Raw genomic sequence first — 16,508 nt, 5'->3', positions numbered from 1 at the left:
TTTATTTTCCGTACAGCTCATATTTCCGTCCGTTCAGCAGAAGGGCTGCCCCGCTGCCTGCAACACAGGCGACCAGCAGATTCATGCCAATAGACTGCCAACTGATCGTATCGTTAATATTGGCCGCCTGCTCCTGATAGATGGGACTGACCGTCAGCAGATTGGCGTATTGCTTGAAGGACTCATTAGCCGACGTTCCTATGCTCCAGTGCGAGCTGTCCTGGATAACCAGAGCGAACTGGACAGCAACAACCGCAATAATCAGGACAGCAATGCAGAGATGGCTTAATAACGGTTTGCGTTGTCTTTTGCCTGCAGCCAGCGCCAGTCCTATTAAGGCCAGTCCGGCAGGGATACTGCATAGCTTGGACAACAACAGATACAGGATTCCTAACGCCGGACTGGCCGAATCAGCAATCCTCGCCTGATATAAGCCATCAGGATTTAAAAACACCTCCAGCAATGTCGTCGACCATACCGCCATGGTGCCGAGCATAAAAACAGCCGATTTCACCAGAAACAGCGATGAAGTCTTGACAGGCAGCATATGATTAACCGGCATCGTACCCGTGAAGAATTCCTTGTAATAATCCACATAGATGTACACCGGGATTAGAATGCCGATGACCATGTTTACGGTGAGAATCAGAAATGCCAGATCTTGGCCTGGGCTGAACAGGAAATACAGGTTGATTAAGCAGCTTAATCCAGTTAATGAGGCGAACATTGCAAAATGTCTTTTGCACTCCAGTTTAAATTGATGGACTAGAATCACGTAACTACTCCCCTTCTCAAATGGTTAAACGATGTTTTTAAACAAATCTTCAATGGGCATGCCATACTCCCGTTTCAATTCCTCCACGCTCCCCTGCAGCTGCACTTTTCCTTCGTCCACAATCGCTATATGCGTAAACAGGCTTTCGACATCGCGAATCAGGTGGGTGCTGATCAGAATGGAGCTGTCAGGGTCAAAATTATCCAGGATAATCTGCATGATTTTATCACGTGTTGATGGATCGACAGCCGCTAAGGGTTCATCAAGTACGAATAATTGGGCCCGGCGTGCAAACGTAAGCGATAAGCTCACACGCTCCTGCATTCCTTTGGACAGGGACTTCACCTTATCTTTAAGATTCAATCCGAGCATCTCTATCATTCCGCAGGCCTTGTCCCGCTGAAAATCGGCAAAAGCGTGATAATAAAAATCAACACACTCCTCAATACTCATCCATGAATACAGAAATTCTCTGTCCGGCAGATAGGATACAATCTTTTTCGTTTCCACACCGGGACGTTGTCCACCGACTGTAATCGTCCCTTTATAATTCCGCAGCAAAGCCACGATCAGCTTCATAAGCGTCGTTTTTCCCGCCCCGTTCGGCCCGAGCAGCCCTACTATACTTCCCTTGGGAACTGTCAGATTCAGTCCGTTTAAAGCAGCCTTTTTTCCATACATTTTCGTCAGATTCGCACATTCCAGTACATTTCCCACATTGCCCCTCCTCTTCATTCGGTCTTTCTTATATCCATATATATACATTCCAATCCATTAGACTCCTGTACTCGAAACATCCCTGCAAGCTGCGCTGAAATGTCATGTATTTGCATAAACAAAAAGCAAGCCCCCCATACCGGAAGACTTGCCTTTTCACCAATACTAGCCTGCACACTGCCATTATCTTAATCGATTATTACATACTGAACTAATTCCTCAAGATCTTCAAATATTACATCCGCCTCTATATCTGTAGAAAATAGTGTGCTTTGTTTCCATGCTGCTCTGAGGCCAGCGGCGCGGCTCGCCCGGATATCATTGTCCGGGTGGTCGCCGACAAACAGCGTTTCCTCCGCCTTAACCCCTAGCTTCGTCAATGCCCGAAGGAAAATCGCCGGGTCCGGCTTGCGCAGACCTTCCCACTCTGAAATCAACACCTCATCGAACAAAGGGCTGATTCCCAGTGCTTGAAAATTATCATATTGGAATTGACCATAGCCGTTGGATACCAGCGCGAGTTTGATTCCGTTTGCCTTTAATGTTGTAAGCATACTCTTCATATTAGGAAATCCGATGCAATGTCCTTGGAAACCATGCAGATAATCATTCAGAAGTTCTGCCCAGCTTAGCTCCCGGATAGAAAACTCCTCAAGAAGCTGCTGATACACTTTATCCTTCCAGACATAACCGTTCTGATCCAGCTCGACAAACCGCTGCAGAAATTTTTCTTTAGGAACAGACTGAAATTGTGGATATCGTTCATACTGATCGCGGACAAAAGAGACCAGAGAGGACTCGCGGTCCAATAACGTTCCATCCAGATCGAAGAGCACCGCTTTAATTTCCATCTTCCTGCCCTTCCACACGTAAGCGCGTTTATTATTGAGTTATCTGCTGCTGACTCCGGCCAACCTCCGCCAACCCCTTGATTGTTGTTTGCTGCGGATGAACGCTGGTTTAGGTTGCTTGCTTCGAGTTTCGATAATTGTATTTGGTGCAGCTATTCGGGAGTAATATAGTTGTTTCAAAGATATAGTTGTATACTCTACAATTAAAAATGGAGAATCCTTCCGTTTTGCCCGAATGACATCTATTTAGTTGTACGAAGTGCAGCTATCTCCTTATTCGCCCATCCATATGGAGTTTTAGCTGTATAAAGTGCAATTATCGCGTATTTCGCTCATAGGGTAGAGATCACGCCCCCGCGTTCACCCAAAAAGCCCATTCTCGCCCATTTCTCCTGCACAGAATGCAACAGAATCCTATCAGACTGCCAAAAACGGGAAATCTATTGTACTAAATACAGCAGACGCTACTCATAGCCGCATATGTCACAAACTACAACCCCTAACTTCTAAACTCTAACCAATCAACCCAGCTGTCATCAATGCCCCATTCCCCTCAGCTCCGGGCCGTAAACTCCGTCACGGCCTCACTCATCAGGTTCATGCCCAGCAGCAACTCATCCCGGCCGGGATGGCTGAAGTTGAGGCGGATGCGGTTACCGCCGCCGCTGACACAACACAGGGGGCCGGGCAGGAAAGCTACGCCTTTAGCCAGCGAGGCCTTAAGCAGTGCCATAGCATCCAGCCCAGCCGGCAGCGATACCCACAGAAACATGCCGCCTTCCGGCAGACTATAGGTGCTGCTCTTCCAGGCCGGACGCTTCAGCAGTTCAGCCATTAGCTTGAGGCGGGTATTGTATTCCCGGTTCAAGAGGGCAATATGCTCACGCAGATCAAAAGAGGTGACATCCAGCAGATGATGCAGCAGCCGCTGATTTAGGGAGCTGGACTGCCAGTCGGCCATCTGCTTTGCGGCAGCCATCATGCCGATAAGCTCCCGGCTGCCTGCCGCCCAGCCCGTCCGCAGAGCGGGCGCGACCGTTTTGCTGAAAGAACCGATGTAGAGCACATGTCCACCCTCGCTTACATTCTCCAGCGCATAAAGCGACGGATATTTTACGGACAGATGCTGGCCATTACGCTGAAAATGCAGATCACCATAGGAATCGTCTTCGACAATCAGCACGTTATGGCCGGTACACAGCTCCAGCACCTCCTTGCGTCTTGCCAGACTCCAGAGAATACCGCTTGGATTCGTAAAGCTCGGTGTTGCAAACAGCATCTTAGGCCGGTGCTGCCGGATTTGGGTACGCAGATGCTCCGGCAGCAGTCCGTCCCTGTCTCCCTGCACAGGAATAATCACCGCACCCTGCATACGGAGCGCCTGCAGAATGCCTGGTGAGGTGGGATTCTCTACAAGAACCCGGTCTCCGGGATCTATGTATACCCTGGACAGCAAATCGATGGCTTGTTGACTTCCCGTTGTCAGAAGAACTCCGCCCTCGGCAACAGCCACACCTTTGGCTTTCAGCCAATCCCCGGTAAGCCACTCCCGCAGCGGACCGTACCCTTCCGGATCACCGTACTGCAGTGCCCCGGCATCTGCGGAGATGACTGTAGACGCGGTTTCGGCAAGCAAGGACAACGGGAACAATTCTTCCGCCGGAAGCTCTTCCGCCAGTGAAATCAACGTGCCCCGGCGCGTCTTGGTGCGTATACTCAACAGCGGTGAAGACAGCAAGGTATGTGCGCGGGCAGAAAACTCATATCTCATATGTTCCCCCCTCCCCTGGTACCAAGAATATTCCAGCCCAGCCGGCAATATGTCGTTAGCCTGGTCCTATGCGTAGATTTGCTTGTTCTGCCTTGAGAAAAGAGCAAACTTCTCGATAGCCTGCGCTCTCGTCGACACTTCAAGCTTCACATAAATTTTGCGCAAATAATTGTCTATGGAACGCCGGCTTACCTCTATTTCAAGTGCAATTTTATCATAAGTGATTCCCTGCACAATACGCTCCATAATGAACATCTCGGTCTGGGTCAGCTGCATGACACCATCCAGCCCCTGTGACGATGGTGCCAGCCGAAATCCTTTTTCAATCCAGTCAAACGGTATAGAGAGGAAACCTTCCCGCAATCCGTCAATCATCAGCAGCAACTGGCGGGGAGAAGCTCCCTTGGAGAGTATTCCGCTTGCCCCAAGCTCAAGCAGCGGCTGAAATAAAGTCTTGTCCTCTTCTTCCGTCATGATGATGAAATGAGAATTTGGCGAACTGCTCTTCATCTCCGGCAAAATGCTCTCCACATTTCCTTCCGGCATCTGATAATCCGCCAGCACCAGATCCGGCTGACTTTCACGCACATTGTAAACGCCTTCGTTCCAAGTCGAATACATCCCCAGAATTTCCAGCTCTCCCCCTTCCTCCAAAATCAATTTTGTTCCAAGCATACTTGTGGGATGACATCCCACGATGATCCCCCGCCACACCTTCATCATTAACTCCCTGACCTCCTGCTATCTATATAATTTACCCAGAGTGAACAACGCCTCGGGGTTTTCCAGTTATTACGTATGCAAGGATGGTTGCATTTTTATCGTTTCTTCCTTCTTTTACCTTGTATACGCCCATCAGATATTCCAATCTATAGAAATTGTATCGCAGTAGTTTAACAGGATGCAATTACTTTTTCCCTTTTTCCGACTCTCTTTCACTTTTGCGAAATCTCAAAAAGTCTGATAGAATGGGGACTTGAAAAAAACAACCTGAGGTGATGTAATGCAACCGCTAGCGGAATCGACCCCGGTACACTCGCGCCGTACTGCAGCGAGAAGCGGCCCTTCCGTAAAATGGTTTTTACTGTTCTGGATTTTGATGATCGGGCTCGGCTTTTATGCCGTGTACAGCTATACCAACCATCTAAAGCAGCAGGTGCTGAGCGAACTTGGCACTCAAAGCCAGCAGCAGCTTACCGTTTTGAAGACCGATTATGAAGCGCGAATCGCCGTTCTCTCTGAAGAGGTGAAGGAATTGCAGAGCACCGTTCAGAGCTTTAATGAACTGCTCACCTTTACCAAAGACAATGCAAGCAGCAAGACAGACAACAGCAACAAGCTGTATACCCAGTTAAACGAGGTCCGCAAGCAACTCGATGCCCTGAAGAAAGAGATGGATCTGCTGAAATGAGAACCCCTGTCCAACGAGTCAACCGGTTCTTTATGCTGCTGACTGCTCCCTTCTTCGGGTTATTGCTCTGTCTGTGGTGGTATCAGCCGCCGCTTGACCTGAAGCTGAACACAGAACAGTTCGCTGCAGCCCCGGGGCCGCTTGAATTAACAACCTCTTTGAAGAATGATTTGAAGCTGGCCGAGGCCTCCGCTTCCTATACCATAGATTCAATAGGTGCCAGTGCACAGCTTTACAAACAAACAACAAACGCGATGAATGCCATTGTTAATACCGCCAAAACCCAGGCATCCCGCCCGGAGCAAATCTATAACCGGAGAATTTCAGCCAGGCTGGGAATTCCTGCCGATATTGTGAACAGCGAACGCATTACCATCGAACTTTACCGCTTAAATCCCGGTAACTATAAAGCCTATGCCCTAAAAATCAAGCTGAAGGATGCTTCTGCCATGAAAATGAGCCTAGCCGAGGATGGCTCCGGCGGAGCTGAAACCACCATGCGCGCCGTCAACCGTTACGGTGCAACAGCCGGCATCAATGCCGGAGGGTTTGCCGATAAGGGCGGTAAACGTTATCCCTTGTCCACGACCGTTGTAGGCGGCCAATATTTGTACGGATTCGAGCCGAGTTACAAGGATCTCAGCTTCGTTGGCCTGAATAAATCAGGACAGCTGATCGGCGGCAAATTCTTCAGCCGGACACAACTCGACCAGCTGGAGCCGCTGTTCGGCGCCACCTTTGTCCCGGTCCTGTTGAAGAACAACACCAAGATGGTGATCCCGGATAAGTGGAAGACGAGCCCCAAACGTGCCCCGCGCACCGTAATCGGCAAGTACAAGGATGATCAGCTTCTCGTGCTCGTGGCGGACGGCTACAACGAAAACGGCAACTCCGGTGCTACGCTGGAGGAAATCCAGAACAAGCTGTACAACATGGGTGTGATCGATGCCTACAATCTGGATGGCGGGGGATCTTCGTCCCTGATCTTTAGAGGAAAGGTTATTAACAATCCATCGGACGGGAATCTCCGCCAGGTGCCAACCAGTTTCCTGTTTTTCAGATAACCTTTTCCAGTTGTCTGTGCGGCATCTCATATTTTTCTTTTGTTTTTGATATAGACCAGGTTATAATCAGGATAACGAATACAGATCCTTATGGAGGTGTCCAGCATGTCGTTTTCCTTGACCTTTTGGATCATAACCCTGGTATTTCTGCTGTTCCTGACCGGAATTCTAACCTCCTCCTACAACGACGATAAGACCAAGGGCTTATAAAAGCCTGGATGGACCCAAGCATTCGCTGCTTCAAAAAAGAGCACCGCACATCTGTGCGGTGCTTTTTTTAGTAATGGAGACGGCAGACACCCTGCTGCGGCCATACTATGTACAATTAAATTTGCTTGCTTTCAGCAGGAGAAAGCGTAATTTCTAGGCGTGTCTTGAAAGTTGAGTCATTTCCCCAAGACATTCAGCACAAATATAACGATCTTTATATTCACTTACACCTTCAACTGATCCGCAAAATACACATTTGGGGCGGTAACGCTCCAGAATGATATGGTCGCCCTGTACCAGAATTTCTACCGGATCGCCTTCATTCATTTGATACCTTTTACGCAGGGACTTAGGCAGAACGATTCTACCCAGCTGATCTACTTTCCGAACAACGCCAGCAGGTTTCATATCTAACTTACACCTCTCCTGTTCAACTAATAATTAGTAACTACTACTTTTTTCGGCACTATTCAACTATTTCGTTAATCAATTGTCGAATCCTGCTGAAATAAATAAAAATTCATGTCCGTTTTTAGAAAAGTTGTGGAAAGTCTAGCTGGCGAAGCGCCTCATAGACAATAATGGCCGCCGAGTTTGACAAATTAAGCGATCTGACAGCATCGCTCATTGGCATGCGCATTCTCGTTTCTTTCCCGGCTTCCAGAATATCGGTTGGCAGACCCTTGGTTTCCTTGCCGAAAACGAAGAAATCCCCATCCTGAAAGGCAAAATCGGTATAGCGCTTCTCGGCCTTGGTTGTAGCATAGAAAAACCGGCCTTCCTTATACTTCTCCAGCACTTCCCCAAACGAATCATGATATTCGATATTTACGGCGTGCCAGTAATCCAGTCCTGCCCGTTTCAGCGTAGCGTCGTCGGTACGGAAGCCCAAGGGGCGAACCAGATGAAGATGCGTGCCTGTTGCCGCACAAGTGCGGGCAATATTGCCGGTATTCGCCGGAATTTCCGGTTCTACCAGCACAATATGAAGTGCCATAGTGTGAATGCTTCCTCTCTGTAGGCTCTAACAGCCCTATAATGTGTTAGTAAGGAGATCCTCTAAGGTGAGGGCGGCGCTTATAGATCATACACGGCGCGTGGTGTGTCACGCAGAAAACCTTCCGCCTGCAGGCGGAAGGTTCAAAAGCTTTTATACATTAGCCCTGAGTTTGCCGGAAATGCTGCATGAAATCGGTAAGCGCCTTAACACTCTCATAAGGAACCGCGTTATAAATGGAAGCGCGCAAGCCTCCAACACTGCGGTGGCCCTTAAGACCGACAAAACCTTCTTGTTCGGCAGCCTTGACGAATTGCTTCTCAAGCTCTTCCGACTGCATCCGGAATGTAACGTTCATGATGGAGCGGCTGCCTTGTTCCGCAACTCCGCGGTAGAAACCATCACTGCCGTCAATATGATTATAGAGTAGCCCGGCTTTGTCGCGGTTCTTAACTTCGATACCTGCAAGCCCGCCCTGCTCCCCTATCCATTTTAACACTTCATTAACCATGTATACAGAAAAGGATGGCGGCGTATTGTAGAGAGAGTTGTTCTTATAATGCGTATCGTAACGCAGAATCGTCGGGATATTGGAAGGCGACTTCTCGATCAGCTCTTCCTTGGCGATAACTACAGTTACGCCTGATGGTCCGAGATTTTTTTGTGCGCCGGCATAAATCAGTCCGAATTTATTCACGTCAAAGGAACGGCTCAGAATGTCACTGGACATGTCTGCAATCAGCGGGATGGAGCCGGAATCCGGAAACTCCGCATATTGTGTTCCTTCAATCGTTTCATTCGACGTAACATGCAGATACGCTGCGTTATCCGCTGCCTTGATGCTGCTAAGCTCTGGAATCGCCAGAAACTTCTTGTCCTCCGAGGATGCGGCGACATGGGCGCCACCAACCAATTTGGCTTCCTTGAGGGCTTTATCTGCCCAGCTTCCTGTCATGACATAGCTGCCCACTTGGCCCTCGGAGACAAGGTTCATCGGAAGCATGGCGAACTGGGTGCTTGCTCCGCCTTGGATGAACAATACCTTATAGCCCTGCGGATTGCCAAGGAGTGACAGCAGACGTTCCTGAGCTTCGTTATGAACGGACTCGTATACCGCCCCACGGTGCGACATCTCCATAATGGACATTCCGCTTTCCCGGAATTCGACAAACTCCGCTTGTGCGCGTTCCAATACTGCAAGCGGCAGCGCCGCCGGACCTGCATTAAAATTGTATGCTCTCTTGCTCAAAATTGCCCCCACCCTTTCTCTCCTGCGAATATGGATAGAGATTATGATAGCAGTAATCTAACACACCATCAAGTATAATTATTCACATGGAAAGTATAATCTCCAGGCTTAAATGGTGAAAAACTGATAGCTGCGGCTCCAATCCTTGCTGTGACGCGGTAAAATGCTGATGTCCGCAAAAACTTCCGGCGAAATAACATGCTTCTCGCCCCATAGCGCCATCCGGTCCGGCTGAAAATTTCCGTATTCCCTGATCCCAGCTCTGCTTGGCCGATGAGTAATTTCCCAATAAAAGGAGTCCCTAACAGCTTCCCAACCGCCCAGCTTACAATAAAAGGAGCGATTAGGTTCATTATTCCAGCTTAGTTTATCCCCGGTCAGGCTAAGCAATTCCTCCGTATAGCTGGACTCCGCCTGCTCTACCCTGGCAATCCCCGGCAATCTCAGTTCATACCCTGAGCCGACATTTCCACCGTTGATTCCAATAAAATTATGATTGTATTCCTCTATCCGAAGCTCCTTAGACCCCCTATTCTCCAGAGTATAAGAGATGTTCAGCCTGTCTTCATCCAGTGAGATCCTCTTGGTTAAAAGCATGCTGTATCCCCGGCACTCCATCGGCTGCACCGAATAAGTAACCGAATCTGTAGTGTGTTCTTCAATCACCTCAAAGGGAATGAGCGGATAACTTCCGGCAAAAAAATAGGGGGCATCTTCCTGCTTTTGCAGCAGCCCTACTCCCGGCTTCGGAAACCATTCTCCTACTTCTGCATCGTCATAGCCAATTGCCCGGGAAATGCTGAATTCATTACATAGCCCAATACCGCCAGTACCCTGCCCGGGCACAAGGCTTTCCGGAACGCAAAACATATGTTTCCCCTGTTCCAGGGTTACCTGCGTTATAAAGCCCGTCCAGTCGAACCTGGTTCCTTTATATGCTCCCAGATCAGCGATTTCAACAGTTAAAATATCATTTGACAACGTGATACCCATATATTAACGCGTCCTTTCTGTTTACCAAGAATGAAATGGAGTCATACCTCTCATATGTTTCCAAAAAACGCCTGCAACCGTAATAAGCAACGGTACAGACGTTTGATTGTTCCCTGTCTAGATTACGCTAATGTCACTTCGATTAGATGACATTCCCCAGTCTGCAGAGAGAGCAACTCCGCACGCGGAATCACCACACCTCCTGAGACGCGCTGAAGCGTCACCTCGCTGCCATTAAGGGAAACAGAGTATATTTGGTACTCTCCATAATTAAAGCTTCCTGCGGCCTTGTAGACCACCTTAAATTCGCGATCCGCGAAAATTGTATTAATCGAAGCTCTTCCTTCCGTATCGAATTGCTCTTTTACCAGCTTTGGCTCCAGTAACAGATCTCCAAGCTTGCCTTTAACACCAAATACTTCAGTGACCATGGTCAATAGCAGCCAGCTAGCCGAGCCAGTCAGATACGTGTACATCCCTCTGCCTTGTTCATTGATATATTCAGGGATACCCGGATAAATCCGGCTCGTTTCGAAGTCCGAGCTTAGGCTGTAAAGGGATTTCATAACTTTATGACCCTCGTTCACATAACCGCGTTTGTAGAGCGCGTTCCCGTACATTACAGTCATGTGGCTGAACATCGCTCCATTTTCTTTATGACCAAAAGCAAAACCGAAGGCGCGGCCCAGATTCTGCTGGATACCTCCAAAACTGGAATTGAGCCTGTATCCGATTTTGGCATCCAGCAGGTTACGCTCAACTGCAGAGATGATGTGCGGAATCTGATCCGGCGCTGCTGCATGGCCCATAATTGGGAATACCTGGCCCGTAAGCGTCATGCGGACACCTTCAGAGAACTCGCCTTCCACCTGTTCACCGTCGTTATTATAGTAACCATTAAACCAGCCGTCACCCTTTTCACTTTGCAACCACTCGTTATTGCGCAAGTGATTGAATATCCATGCGGCTTTCTTCTCCAGATCATCTGCTATTTTATCCGTATCAAGAGCAATACGCTTCCCGCTAACCTTATTAGGTGCTGAGGCATAGTAAAGATCGAGTCTTCCCAGCTTTGCTGATACAGACTCATAATTCACACTTTCCTCCAGTGAATCAAACAGCAGCTTCATCTCTACCGCCAGTTCAATGGTTTCTTGACCTTTGGATTGTTTGAGGATGCGCAGCAGCTGTGAAATATCTTTCAGATTACTTGCATAGAAGGCTGTAAAAGCTACACTTTCACCCTGGTCAGCCGCCATATCCAGCCCGTCATTCCAGTCAGCACCCTCCAACAAAATATTGTTATGCTCGCCAACGTTATAGAACGGAACCAAATTTTGCAGCAGAATATGCTCCAGAATCGTACCTTCGTAGACCTCTCCGGAATCAGTTCTAAGGGAACTGCCAACTGTTGTGTTCCAGGATGCATCCCGTTCCTTGCAGCGGCTCATAAAGCTGTCACGGAAGTAGGTCTGCTTCTGGAGCAGGAAGTCCAAATCCCCGCTTTGATCCAGATACAGCATCGTCGTCAGGAACGGCCACGCTCCATGATCCATCCATACACGGGGGATATTGTTGCGGTCTGCAATAAATTCACCTGGCTGTTGACCAATAATAGTCGCATTACTGCCGTCTATTCTTACTCCGGCGTAATTGTTCAGCAGCAGGCTGCGCACTTCTGCCGGTTCCATAATAAGCAGTGCCAGACAGTCCTGCCAAAGATCCCGCCAGCCGCGTCCGCCTCTTCCGTAATCATGATACGGCAAGAAAGAGTTGCCATAGAGTCTTCTAAGCACCGGTTGGATTGTCACCCATTTCATCCACTGGTCAACATCGGGTTCACCGGTTTGAAATTGTACCCTATTCACCTTCTCTGCCCAGAAGGCTTTCGTTTCCTCCAGCAGGCGATCAAAGGCTTCAGCTGTCCCGTACTTGCCAATCAACGCATTAGTATTTATTCTTTCACTTTCAATGGCCATAATTACTACATAAGAATGGCTTTGACCGGGAGACAGGGATACCGGATCAAACCTCAGACCGCCAAGCGCCTCGTAGCCCTCTCTTTGCACACCCCCGCCTTTACCAATGTCCGGAGCAGTATTAAGGACAACAGCTTCAGGCCAATCCAGGCTTCCGCCTTCTCCGATGAATTCCTCCTGAACAGGAAAGAATCCTGCCGGTTGACTGCCGTCACCCTCCGCTCCAAAAACCCCATACGAGGTATGGTTTATGCGGTGGCCGCGCTCATCAAAGGAAAGGGCCGGTTGAACCTCCACACCATAAGGCGAAGTGTATATCCGGTTCAGCAGAGAAGTCACATGTCTGTGATCCCGCAGGTCATCTGCAGAACGGGCATAGAGTGGGACTACAGCAGTCGGCGTCAGTGTAAGCGTCTTTGAACCTGTATTTTCCAGCGTTACTTTCATTAGTTCTATCTTATCATTACCGCTTGGCACAAAGCTGGTCGTCACTGCCTTAACGCCCATCACAGCGTTGCTGCGGGTTATGCGATGCCATAAGAATCCCGCCTCCAGCAAGGCTTCGTCAGCTGAAGAAGAATAGAATTCCGCATTTTGCTTAGCAGAGTTACCGGTTGCAGACCATGCTCCCTTTCCATCCGCATATACCCAGAAGTTGCGTGAAGCCCGTGAAGTATGCAAGTCCTCAACCGATAACGGCGGAGTAAGAAATGTATTATGTCCGGTGGTCGCCTGACCGTGAAGCTTGGGAGTTACAGTAGACATCATTCCTCCCTCATTTACCAGAGGGAAGTATAAAAAGCTGCTGCGATCCGGGTTCTGAAGCCTGAATTCCCCATCGTTACCGGTGAATTCGAAGCCGTATATTTTGTTACGGTCCATAGTATTCATCCTCTCATTTACACATCTGCCTAAGCTTTAACCGCACCTGCCAATGCTCCGTCAACAATATACTTTTGAATGAAGGTGTACAGCACGATAAGCGGTGCAGAAACGATCATAATACCGCACGCTAACATAGGCCAGTTATTTCCGTACTGGCCACGGAATTCTTTAAGCCCGAAGGTAATGGGGTAATGTTCCGGACTAGGCAAATACATGACTGGACCTACGAAGTCATTCCAGATGCTGATTGCCGTTAGAATAACGCCTGTTGCAATTACCGGCTTCATCAGCGGCAGGATAATTTGAAACAAGTAGCGAATGTAACCAGCACCGTCCATACCGGCTGCTTCATCCATTTCACGGCTAATTCCTTTTATATAGCCTACGAACATCATGAATACGATGCCTGTACCGCCGGTTTTCAGCAGAATATAACCCAGCTTCGTATCGTAACCCACAAAACCGAGCTCCTGCTTCATAGTAAGCATTAACTTAAACTGTGCGACCATAGGATTCGGAAGGAACTGGGACAGCAAGAAGAACAGATAAATAAACCCGCTCCACTTCACATAATTTCTCGCTACCGGGAAAGCTCCAAATAACGATACGATCAGTGTCAGCACTGTTGCAACGCTTGTATATAACAAGCTGTTTAAGAAATAATTAGAGAAACTGCCCTGAACCCAAGCTTCCTTGTAATTATCCCATTGGATATTTTTCACTAGACCGATAGGGTCCAGCAAATATTCAGTAAAGGGCTTAAAGGATATGTTAATTACAAATAGCAACGGCAGGATATACAAAACTAACAATACTGCAATCAGCATATAAGAGAGAGTTTTGGCGGTTTTGGATTCTTTCATTAATACTCCACCTCTCTCTTACGCATTTGTTTAACAGCAATTACAACAAACACCAAAATCATTAGGAACTGTACTACGGAAAGCGCTGAAGGCAGCCCCATCTCCAGGGAACCGCGGAATGTCTCTTTATACACATCATACGCCATCGTTCTTGTGTTAAAGCGGCCGTCTGTAGTGGCTAGAATAATATCAAAGGTTGACATTGCGCCGATAATTGACAGGATTATATTAATCGTGAAGGAGGGAGCGATAAGCGGAAACGTAATGTTTTTGAAAGATTGCCACTTCGTAGTTCCGTCAATATACCCGGCTTCATATAAATCTTTCGGAACGGATTGTAGTCCCGCTAGGAAGATCAGCATCGAATAACCCATGTACATCCAAATTTGCGTGAATATGATATAACCGAACGCATGGCTAAAGCTTCCAAAGAACATATCTTTATAACCGAACAAAGAATCATACATTTGATTTACTGGACCGCTCAGAGGATCGAACATCATGCCCCATACCAGCGCAACTACCGCTACACCAAGCACAACCGGTAAAAAGAAAACCGCACGATAGAAATAATCGCCCTTCAGCTTCTGGTTGATGACTACAGCCATCAGAAGTCCAACACCGTTCTGTATAATCGTAACAATGATCATGAAATAAATAGTACGTATAATAGAATCCACACGCTCGCCTGAATTTCCGGAGTAAAATACATCATAATAATTGTCAAGGCCTACGAAATTCATCTTGCTGCCTGGAACATTGGTAATATCCGTAAATGAATAGATGACCGTCATCATAGATGGGGCAAAATAGAAAATAACGTACAATGATAGCGGAATCATTAATAGCAAAAGCGGGATATATCGTTTTAAACCTTTCCCAAACGGATACATTTCTCTCACCTACCCAATCCTATTTCAATAAATGATCGGGGTCTGCACTGAACAGACCCCGAATCCGTAGAACATGTTGGTGCACAGTATGTTGTAGATGTCAGTTTATCAGGCTAGCAGCTTATTTAGGTGCAGCAGCTTCCCATTCTTTTTGTTGTACATCTGCAAGCTCTTTAGCGGTTTTGAATTCGCCGCCTGGAGCCAGATACTCCGTATGCACGCCTTCAGCAGCAATGTGCTCACCAACGTTGTCACGGTTAATCATCATGATTTCATAAGCAAGTTCAAAGTCGCCAGTCATGTAAGGAGCAAGTTCTTTATCAATGAATTCGCTATCCGTCGCAATGTTGTCTTGCGTAGGCAAGAATCCTGCCGCTTTTACATATTGCGTGTAATTTTCCTTTTCAGAGAAGAACTCAAGCCATTTCAATGCGCCTTCTTTGTTCGGGCCTTTCTCTGCTGCATACCAGGTTACATCGTATTTGCCGACAAGAGAATTGTTCTTGGCTGCATCTTCTGTAGCCGGAATTGGGAAGTATCCGAATTTCAAATCCGGGTTTGCTGCAGCGATTGTAGGCGCATCCCATGTTCCATCAGCGATCATAGCGGCTTTTCCTGTTGCGAAAAACGATGGCGCCGTTGCATAGTCGATACCCAGGAAACCATCAATAAAGTATTTATCCTGAAGCGTCTTCATTTTCTCAAGTACTTCTACAGCCTCAGCATCATTGAACGCCGAAGTCCCCTTCCAAACGCCTTCTATCCATTGCTGCTGGTTGCCGCCGCCCAAAATCTTAGCCTGCAGACCGAACGCCGGCAATTTCAGAGGCCATACGTCTTTACCTGCTACAACGATTGGCACAATGCTCTTAGATTTCAGTGTATCAAGCAGACCAATGAACTCAGTCCATGTTGTTGGAATACTCAAACCATTTTCTTCGAATATTGCTTTATTATAGAAGAAACCTGACATTGCAACTTTACCGGTTGGAATCGCATACACTTTATCCTTGTAAGTGCCGGCTTTAGCAATATCATTAGCATTGTAATTCTTAACGAAAGCTTCGCTGCTCAAATCAGCAATCAATCCTGAATCAATCCATTGTTGCCAGTCCGGCACTTTAGCACCTGGAGTCCAGTCTTTCGGAGATAGTCTCATGCCGGACAGATCGGCGAGAACGTCAACGTCACCAGCTGTAATTCTCGCTCTCTGCGCTTGTTTGAATTCATCATCCGGACCAGTTGTTGTGTACTCAACCTTGTACTCGGGATACTTTTCCTCGAACTTCTTGTTAATTTCTGTAATGGCTTTGTTAATGTTCTCTTGCTTCCAGTGCAGGATCTTAATAACCTTCTTGCCGCCAGAAGCCTTATCGGTTCCCGAAGCATTTTTCGGTTCGCCGTTCGTGTTGTTATTGCCGCCTCCACATGCCGCTAATGAGAGCATTATAGCTGAGCTCAACAAAATTGCAGAAAGCTTCTTTACCATTTTTGTTACCCCCTAGATAATTGGTGTCATTTTCTACGAAACAACCTTCAATTCTTGAATCCACGAAACACTGATCCATTATTTACAGAAAGCGGTTTCGTTGAATTTATTATTGCATCGTTAATAATCTTTGTAAAGAGTTTTTTTTATATTCAAAAAGTTAGATTTTTTTCTGAAAATCCTTTTGTAACCTGGATATACCTAAGGATTTATGCAACATTCCATTGACTCCACCCTTTATCAGCTATAATATAATAAACGAAACTATTTCGTTAAGTTTACATTCGCATCATTTAAACTGTATAAATTACTCTCATTATTATCCTCTGAAGAGCCATTTTTACAATAAGGGGGGCTTTAA

Annotated in this window: 15 protein-coding genes; 2 read left to right on the top strand and 13 right to left on the bottom strand. The window is 47.3% G+C overall.

The annotated features are described in order from the left end of the window. Position 1: 1 nt before the first annotated feature. From NST99_RS09470 to NST99_RS09450, 5 genes are all read right to left on the bottom strand, one after another. Positions 2 to 775: a hypothetical protein gene (locus tag NST99_RS09470; protein WP_341091271.1), complete on the bottom strand. Its 774-nt coding sequence runs from the start codon at positions 773 to 775 to the stop codon at positions 2 to 4. Between the two features lie 24 nt (positions 776 to 799). After that, the gene (locus tag NST99_RS09465) at positions 800 to 1,492 is read right to left on the bottom strand and encodes an ABC transporter ATP-binding protein (protein WP_341091270.1); all 693 of its coding nucleotides are present in this window, start codon (positions 1,490 to 1,492) and stop codon (positions 800 to 802) included. 188 nt (positions 1,493 to 1,680) lie between these two features. Then, entirely contained in the window at positions 1,681 to 2,343 is a 663-nt protein-coding gene (locus NST99_RS09460; RefSeq protein WP_341091269.1) for an HAD family hydrolase, read from the bottom strand. Between the two features lie 553 nt (positions 2,344 to 2,896). Next, the gene (locus NST99_RS09455) at positions 2,897 to 4,114 is read right to left on the bottom strand and encodes an aminotransferase-like domain-containing protein (protein ID WP_341091268.1); all 1,218 of its coding nucleotides are present in this window, start codon (positions 4,112 to 4,114) and stop codon (positions 2,897 to 2,899) included. Positions 4,115 to 4,180: 66 nt separating this feature from the next. Further along, positions 4,181 to 4,837, bottom strand: coding sequence for a response regulator transcription factor (locus tag NST99_RS09450; RefSeq protein WP_038588414.1), 657 nt, complete (start codon positions 4,835 to 4,837; stop codon positions 4,181 to 4,183). A 280-nt stretch (positions 4,838 to 5,117) separates the two neighbouring features. Between NST99_RS09450 and NST99_RS09445 the strand changes: the two genes are divergently transcribed. Continuing rightward, positions 5,118 to 5,525 (top strand): hypothetical protein, encoded by a 408-nt coding sequence (locus NST99_RS09445; protein ID WP_341091266.1) that lies wholly within the window; start codon positions 5,118 to 5,120, stop codon positions 5,523 to 5,525. Continuing rightward, positions 5,522 to 6,589, top strand: a complete 1,068-nt coding sequence (locus tag NST99_RS09440; RefSeq protein WP_341091265.1) for a phosphodiester glycosidase family protein — start codon at positions 5,522 to 5,524, stop codon at positions 6,587 to 6,589. Before NST99_RS09445 ends, NST99_RS09440 begins: the two co-directional genes overlap by 4 nt. Positions 6,590 to 6,952: 363 nt before the next feature. On the opposite strand, the gene NST99_RS09435 is transcribed toward NST99_RS09440, so the two are convergent. The 8 genes from NST99_RS09435 to NST99_RS09400 form a co-directional block, all read right to left on the bottom strand. After that, on the bottom strand, positions 6,953 to 7,207 hold the full coding sequence (locus NST99_RS09435; protein WP_341091264.1) for an AbrB/MazE/SpoVT family DNA-binding domain-containing protein: 255 nt from the start codon (positions 7,205 to 7,207) through the stop codon (positions 6,953 to 6,955). A gap of 124 nt (positions 7,208 to 7,331) precedes the next feature. After that, positions 7,332 to 7,796 (bottom strand): tRNA (uridine(34)/cytosine(34)/5-carboxymethylaminomethyluridine(34)-2'-O)-methyltransferase TrmL, encoded by a 465-nt coding sequence (gene trmL / locus NST99_RS09430; protein WP_341091263.1) that lies wholly within the window; start codon positions 7,794 to 7,796, stop codon positions 7,332 to 7,334. A 160-nt stretch (positions 7,797 to 7,956) separates the two neighbouring features. Beyond that, the gene (gene serC, locus NST99_RS09425) at positions 7,957 to 9,048 is read right to left on the bottom strand and encodes a 3-phosphoserine/phosphohydroxythreonine transaminase (RefSeq protein ID WP_341097599.1); all 1,092 of its coding nucleotides are present in this window, start codon (positions 9,046 to 9,048) and stop codon (positions 7,957 to 7,959) included. Positions 9,049 to 9,153: 105 nt separating this feature from the next. Next, entirely contained in the window at positions 9,154 to 10,038 is an 885-nt protein-coding gene (locus tag NST99_RS09420) for a hypothetical protein (RefSeq protein ID WP_341091262.1), read from the bottom strand. Between the two features lie 122 nt (positions 10,039 to 10,160). Then, a complete protein-coding gene (locus NST99_RS09415; protein ID WP_341091260.1) occupies positions 10,161 to 12,899 on the bottom strand; it encodes a GH36-type glycosyl hydrolase domain-containing protein in 2,739 nt (912 codons plus the stop codon). Positions 12,900 to 12,928: 29 nt separating this feature from the next. Then, positions 12,929 to 13,765, bottom strand: a complete 837-nt coding sequence (locus NST99_RS09410) for a carbohydrate ABC transporter permease (protein ID WP_341091259.1) — start codon at positions 13,763 to 13,765, stop codon at positions 12,929 to 12,931. After that, positions 13,765 to 14,658, bottom strand: a complete 894-nt coding sequence (locus NST99_RS09405; protein WP_341097598.1) for a carbohydrate ABC transporter permease — start codon at positions 14,656 to 14,658, stop codon at positions 13,765 to 13,767. The genes NST99_RS09410 and NST99_RS09405 overlap by 1 nt, the downstream gene beginning before the upstream one ends. Positions 14,659 to 14,779: 121 nt before the next feature. Beyond that, positions 14,780 to 16,147, bottom strand: a complete 1,368-nt coding sequence (locus tag NST99_RS09400; protein ID WP_341091257.1) for an ABC transporter substrate-binding protein — start codon at positions 16,145 to 16,147, stop codon at positions 14,780 to 14,782. Positions 16,148 to 16,508 lie beyond the last annotated feature (361 nt).

This window comes from Paenibacillus sp. FSL L8-0470 (genome assembly GCF_038008625.1).
Taxonomy (GTDB): Bacteria; Bacillota; Bacilli; order Paenibacillales; family Paenibacillaceae; genus Paenibacillus_AQ.
This window is presented reverse-complemented; position numbering and strand designations above follow the sequence as displayed.

What these genes read in the sequence shown, in the direction of transcription:
- NST99_RS09460 (WP_341091269.1), bottom strand. Translation starts at nt 2,343, where the DNA reads ATGGAAATTAAAGCGGTGCTCTTCGATCTGGATGGAACGTTATTGGAC.
- NST99_RS09455 (WP_341091268.1), bottom strand. Translation starts at nt 4,114, where the DNA reads ATGAGATATGAGTTTTCTGCCCGCGCACATACCTTGCTGTCTTCACCG.
- NST99_RS09450 (WP_038588414.1), bottom strand. Translation starts at nt 4,837, where the DNA reads ATGATGAAGGTGTGGCGGGGGATCATCGTGGGATGTCATCCCACAAGT.
- NST99_RS09445 (WP_341091266.1), top strand. Translation starts at nt 5,118, where the DNA reads ATGCAACCGCTAGCGGAATCGACCCCGGTACACTCGCGCCGTACTGCA.
- NST99_RS09440 (WP_341091265.1), top strand. Translation starts at nt 5,522, where the DNA reads ATGAGAACCCCTGTCCAACGAGTCAACCGGTTCTTTATGCTGCTGACT.
- NST99_RS09435 (WP_341091264.1), bottom strand. Translation starts at nt 7,207, where the DNA reads ATGAAACCTGCTGGCGTTGTTCGGAAAGTAGATCAGCTGGGTAGAATC.
- trmL (WP_341091263.1), bottom strand. Translation starts at nt 7,796, where the DNA reads ATGGCACTTCATATTGTGCTGGTAGAACCGGAAATTCCGGCGAATACC.
- NST99_RS09420 (WP_341091262.1), bottom strand. Translation starts at nt 10,038, where the DNA reads ATGGGTATCACGTTGTCAAATGATATTTTAACTGTTGAAATCGCTGAT.
- NST99_RS09415 (WP_341091260.1), bottom strand. Translation starts at nt 12,899, where the DNA reads ATGGACCGTAACAAAATATACGGCTTCGAATTCACCGGTAACGATGGG.
- NST99_RS09410 (WP_341091259.1), bottom strand. Translation starts at nt 13,765, where the DNA reads ATGAAAGAATCCAAAACCGCCAAAACTCTCTCTTATATGCTGATTGCA.
- NST99_RS09405 (WP_341097598.1), bottom strand. Translation starts at nt 14,658, where the DNA reads ATGTATCCGTTTGGGAAAGGTTTAAAACGATATATCCCGCTTTTGCTA.
- NST99_RS09400 (WP_341091257.1), bottom strand. Translation starts at nt 16,147, where the DNA reads ATGGTAAAGAAGCTTTCTGCAATTTTGTTGAGCTCAGCTATAATGCTC.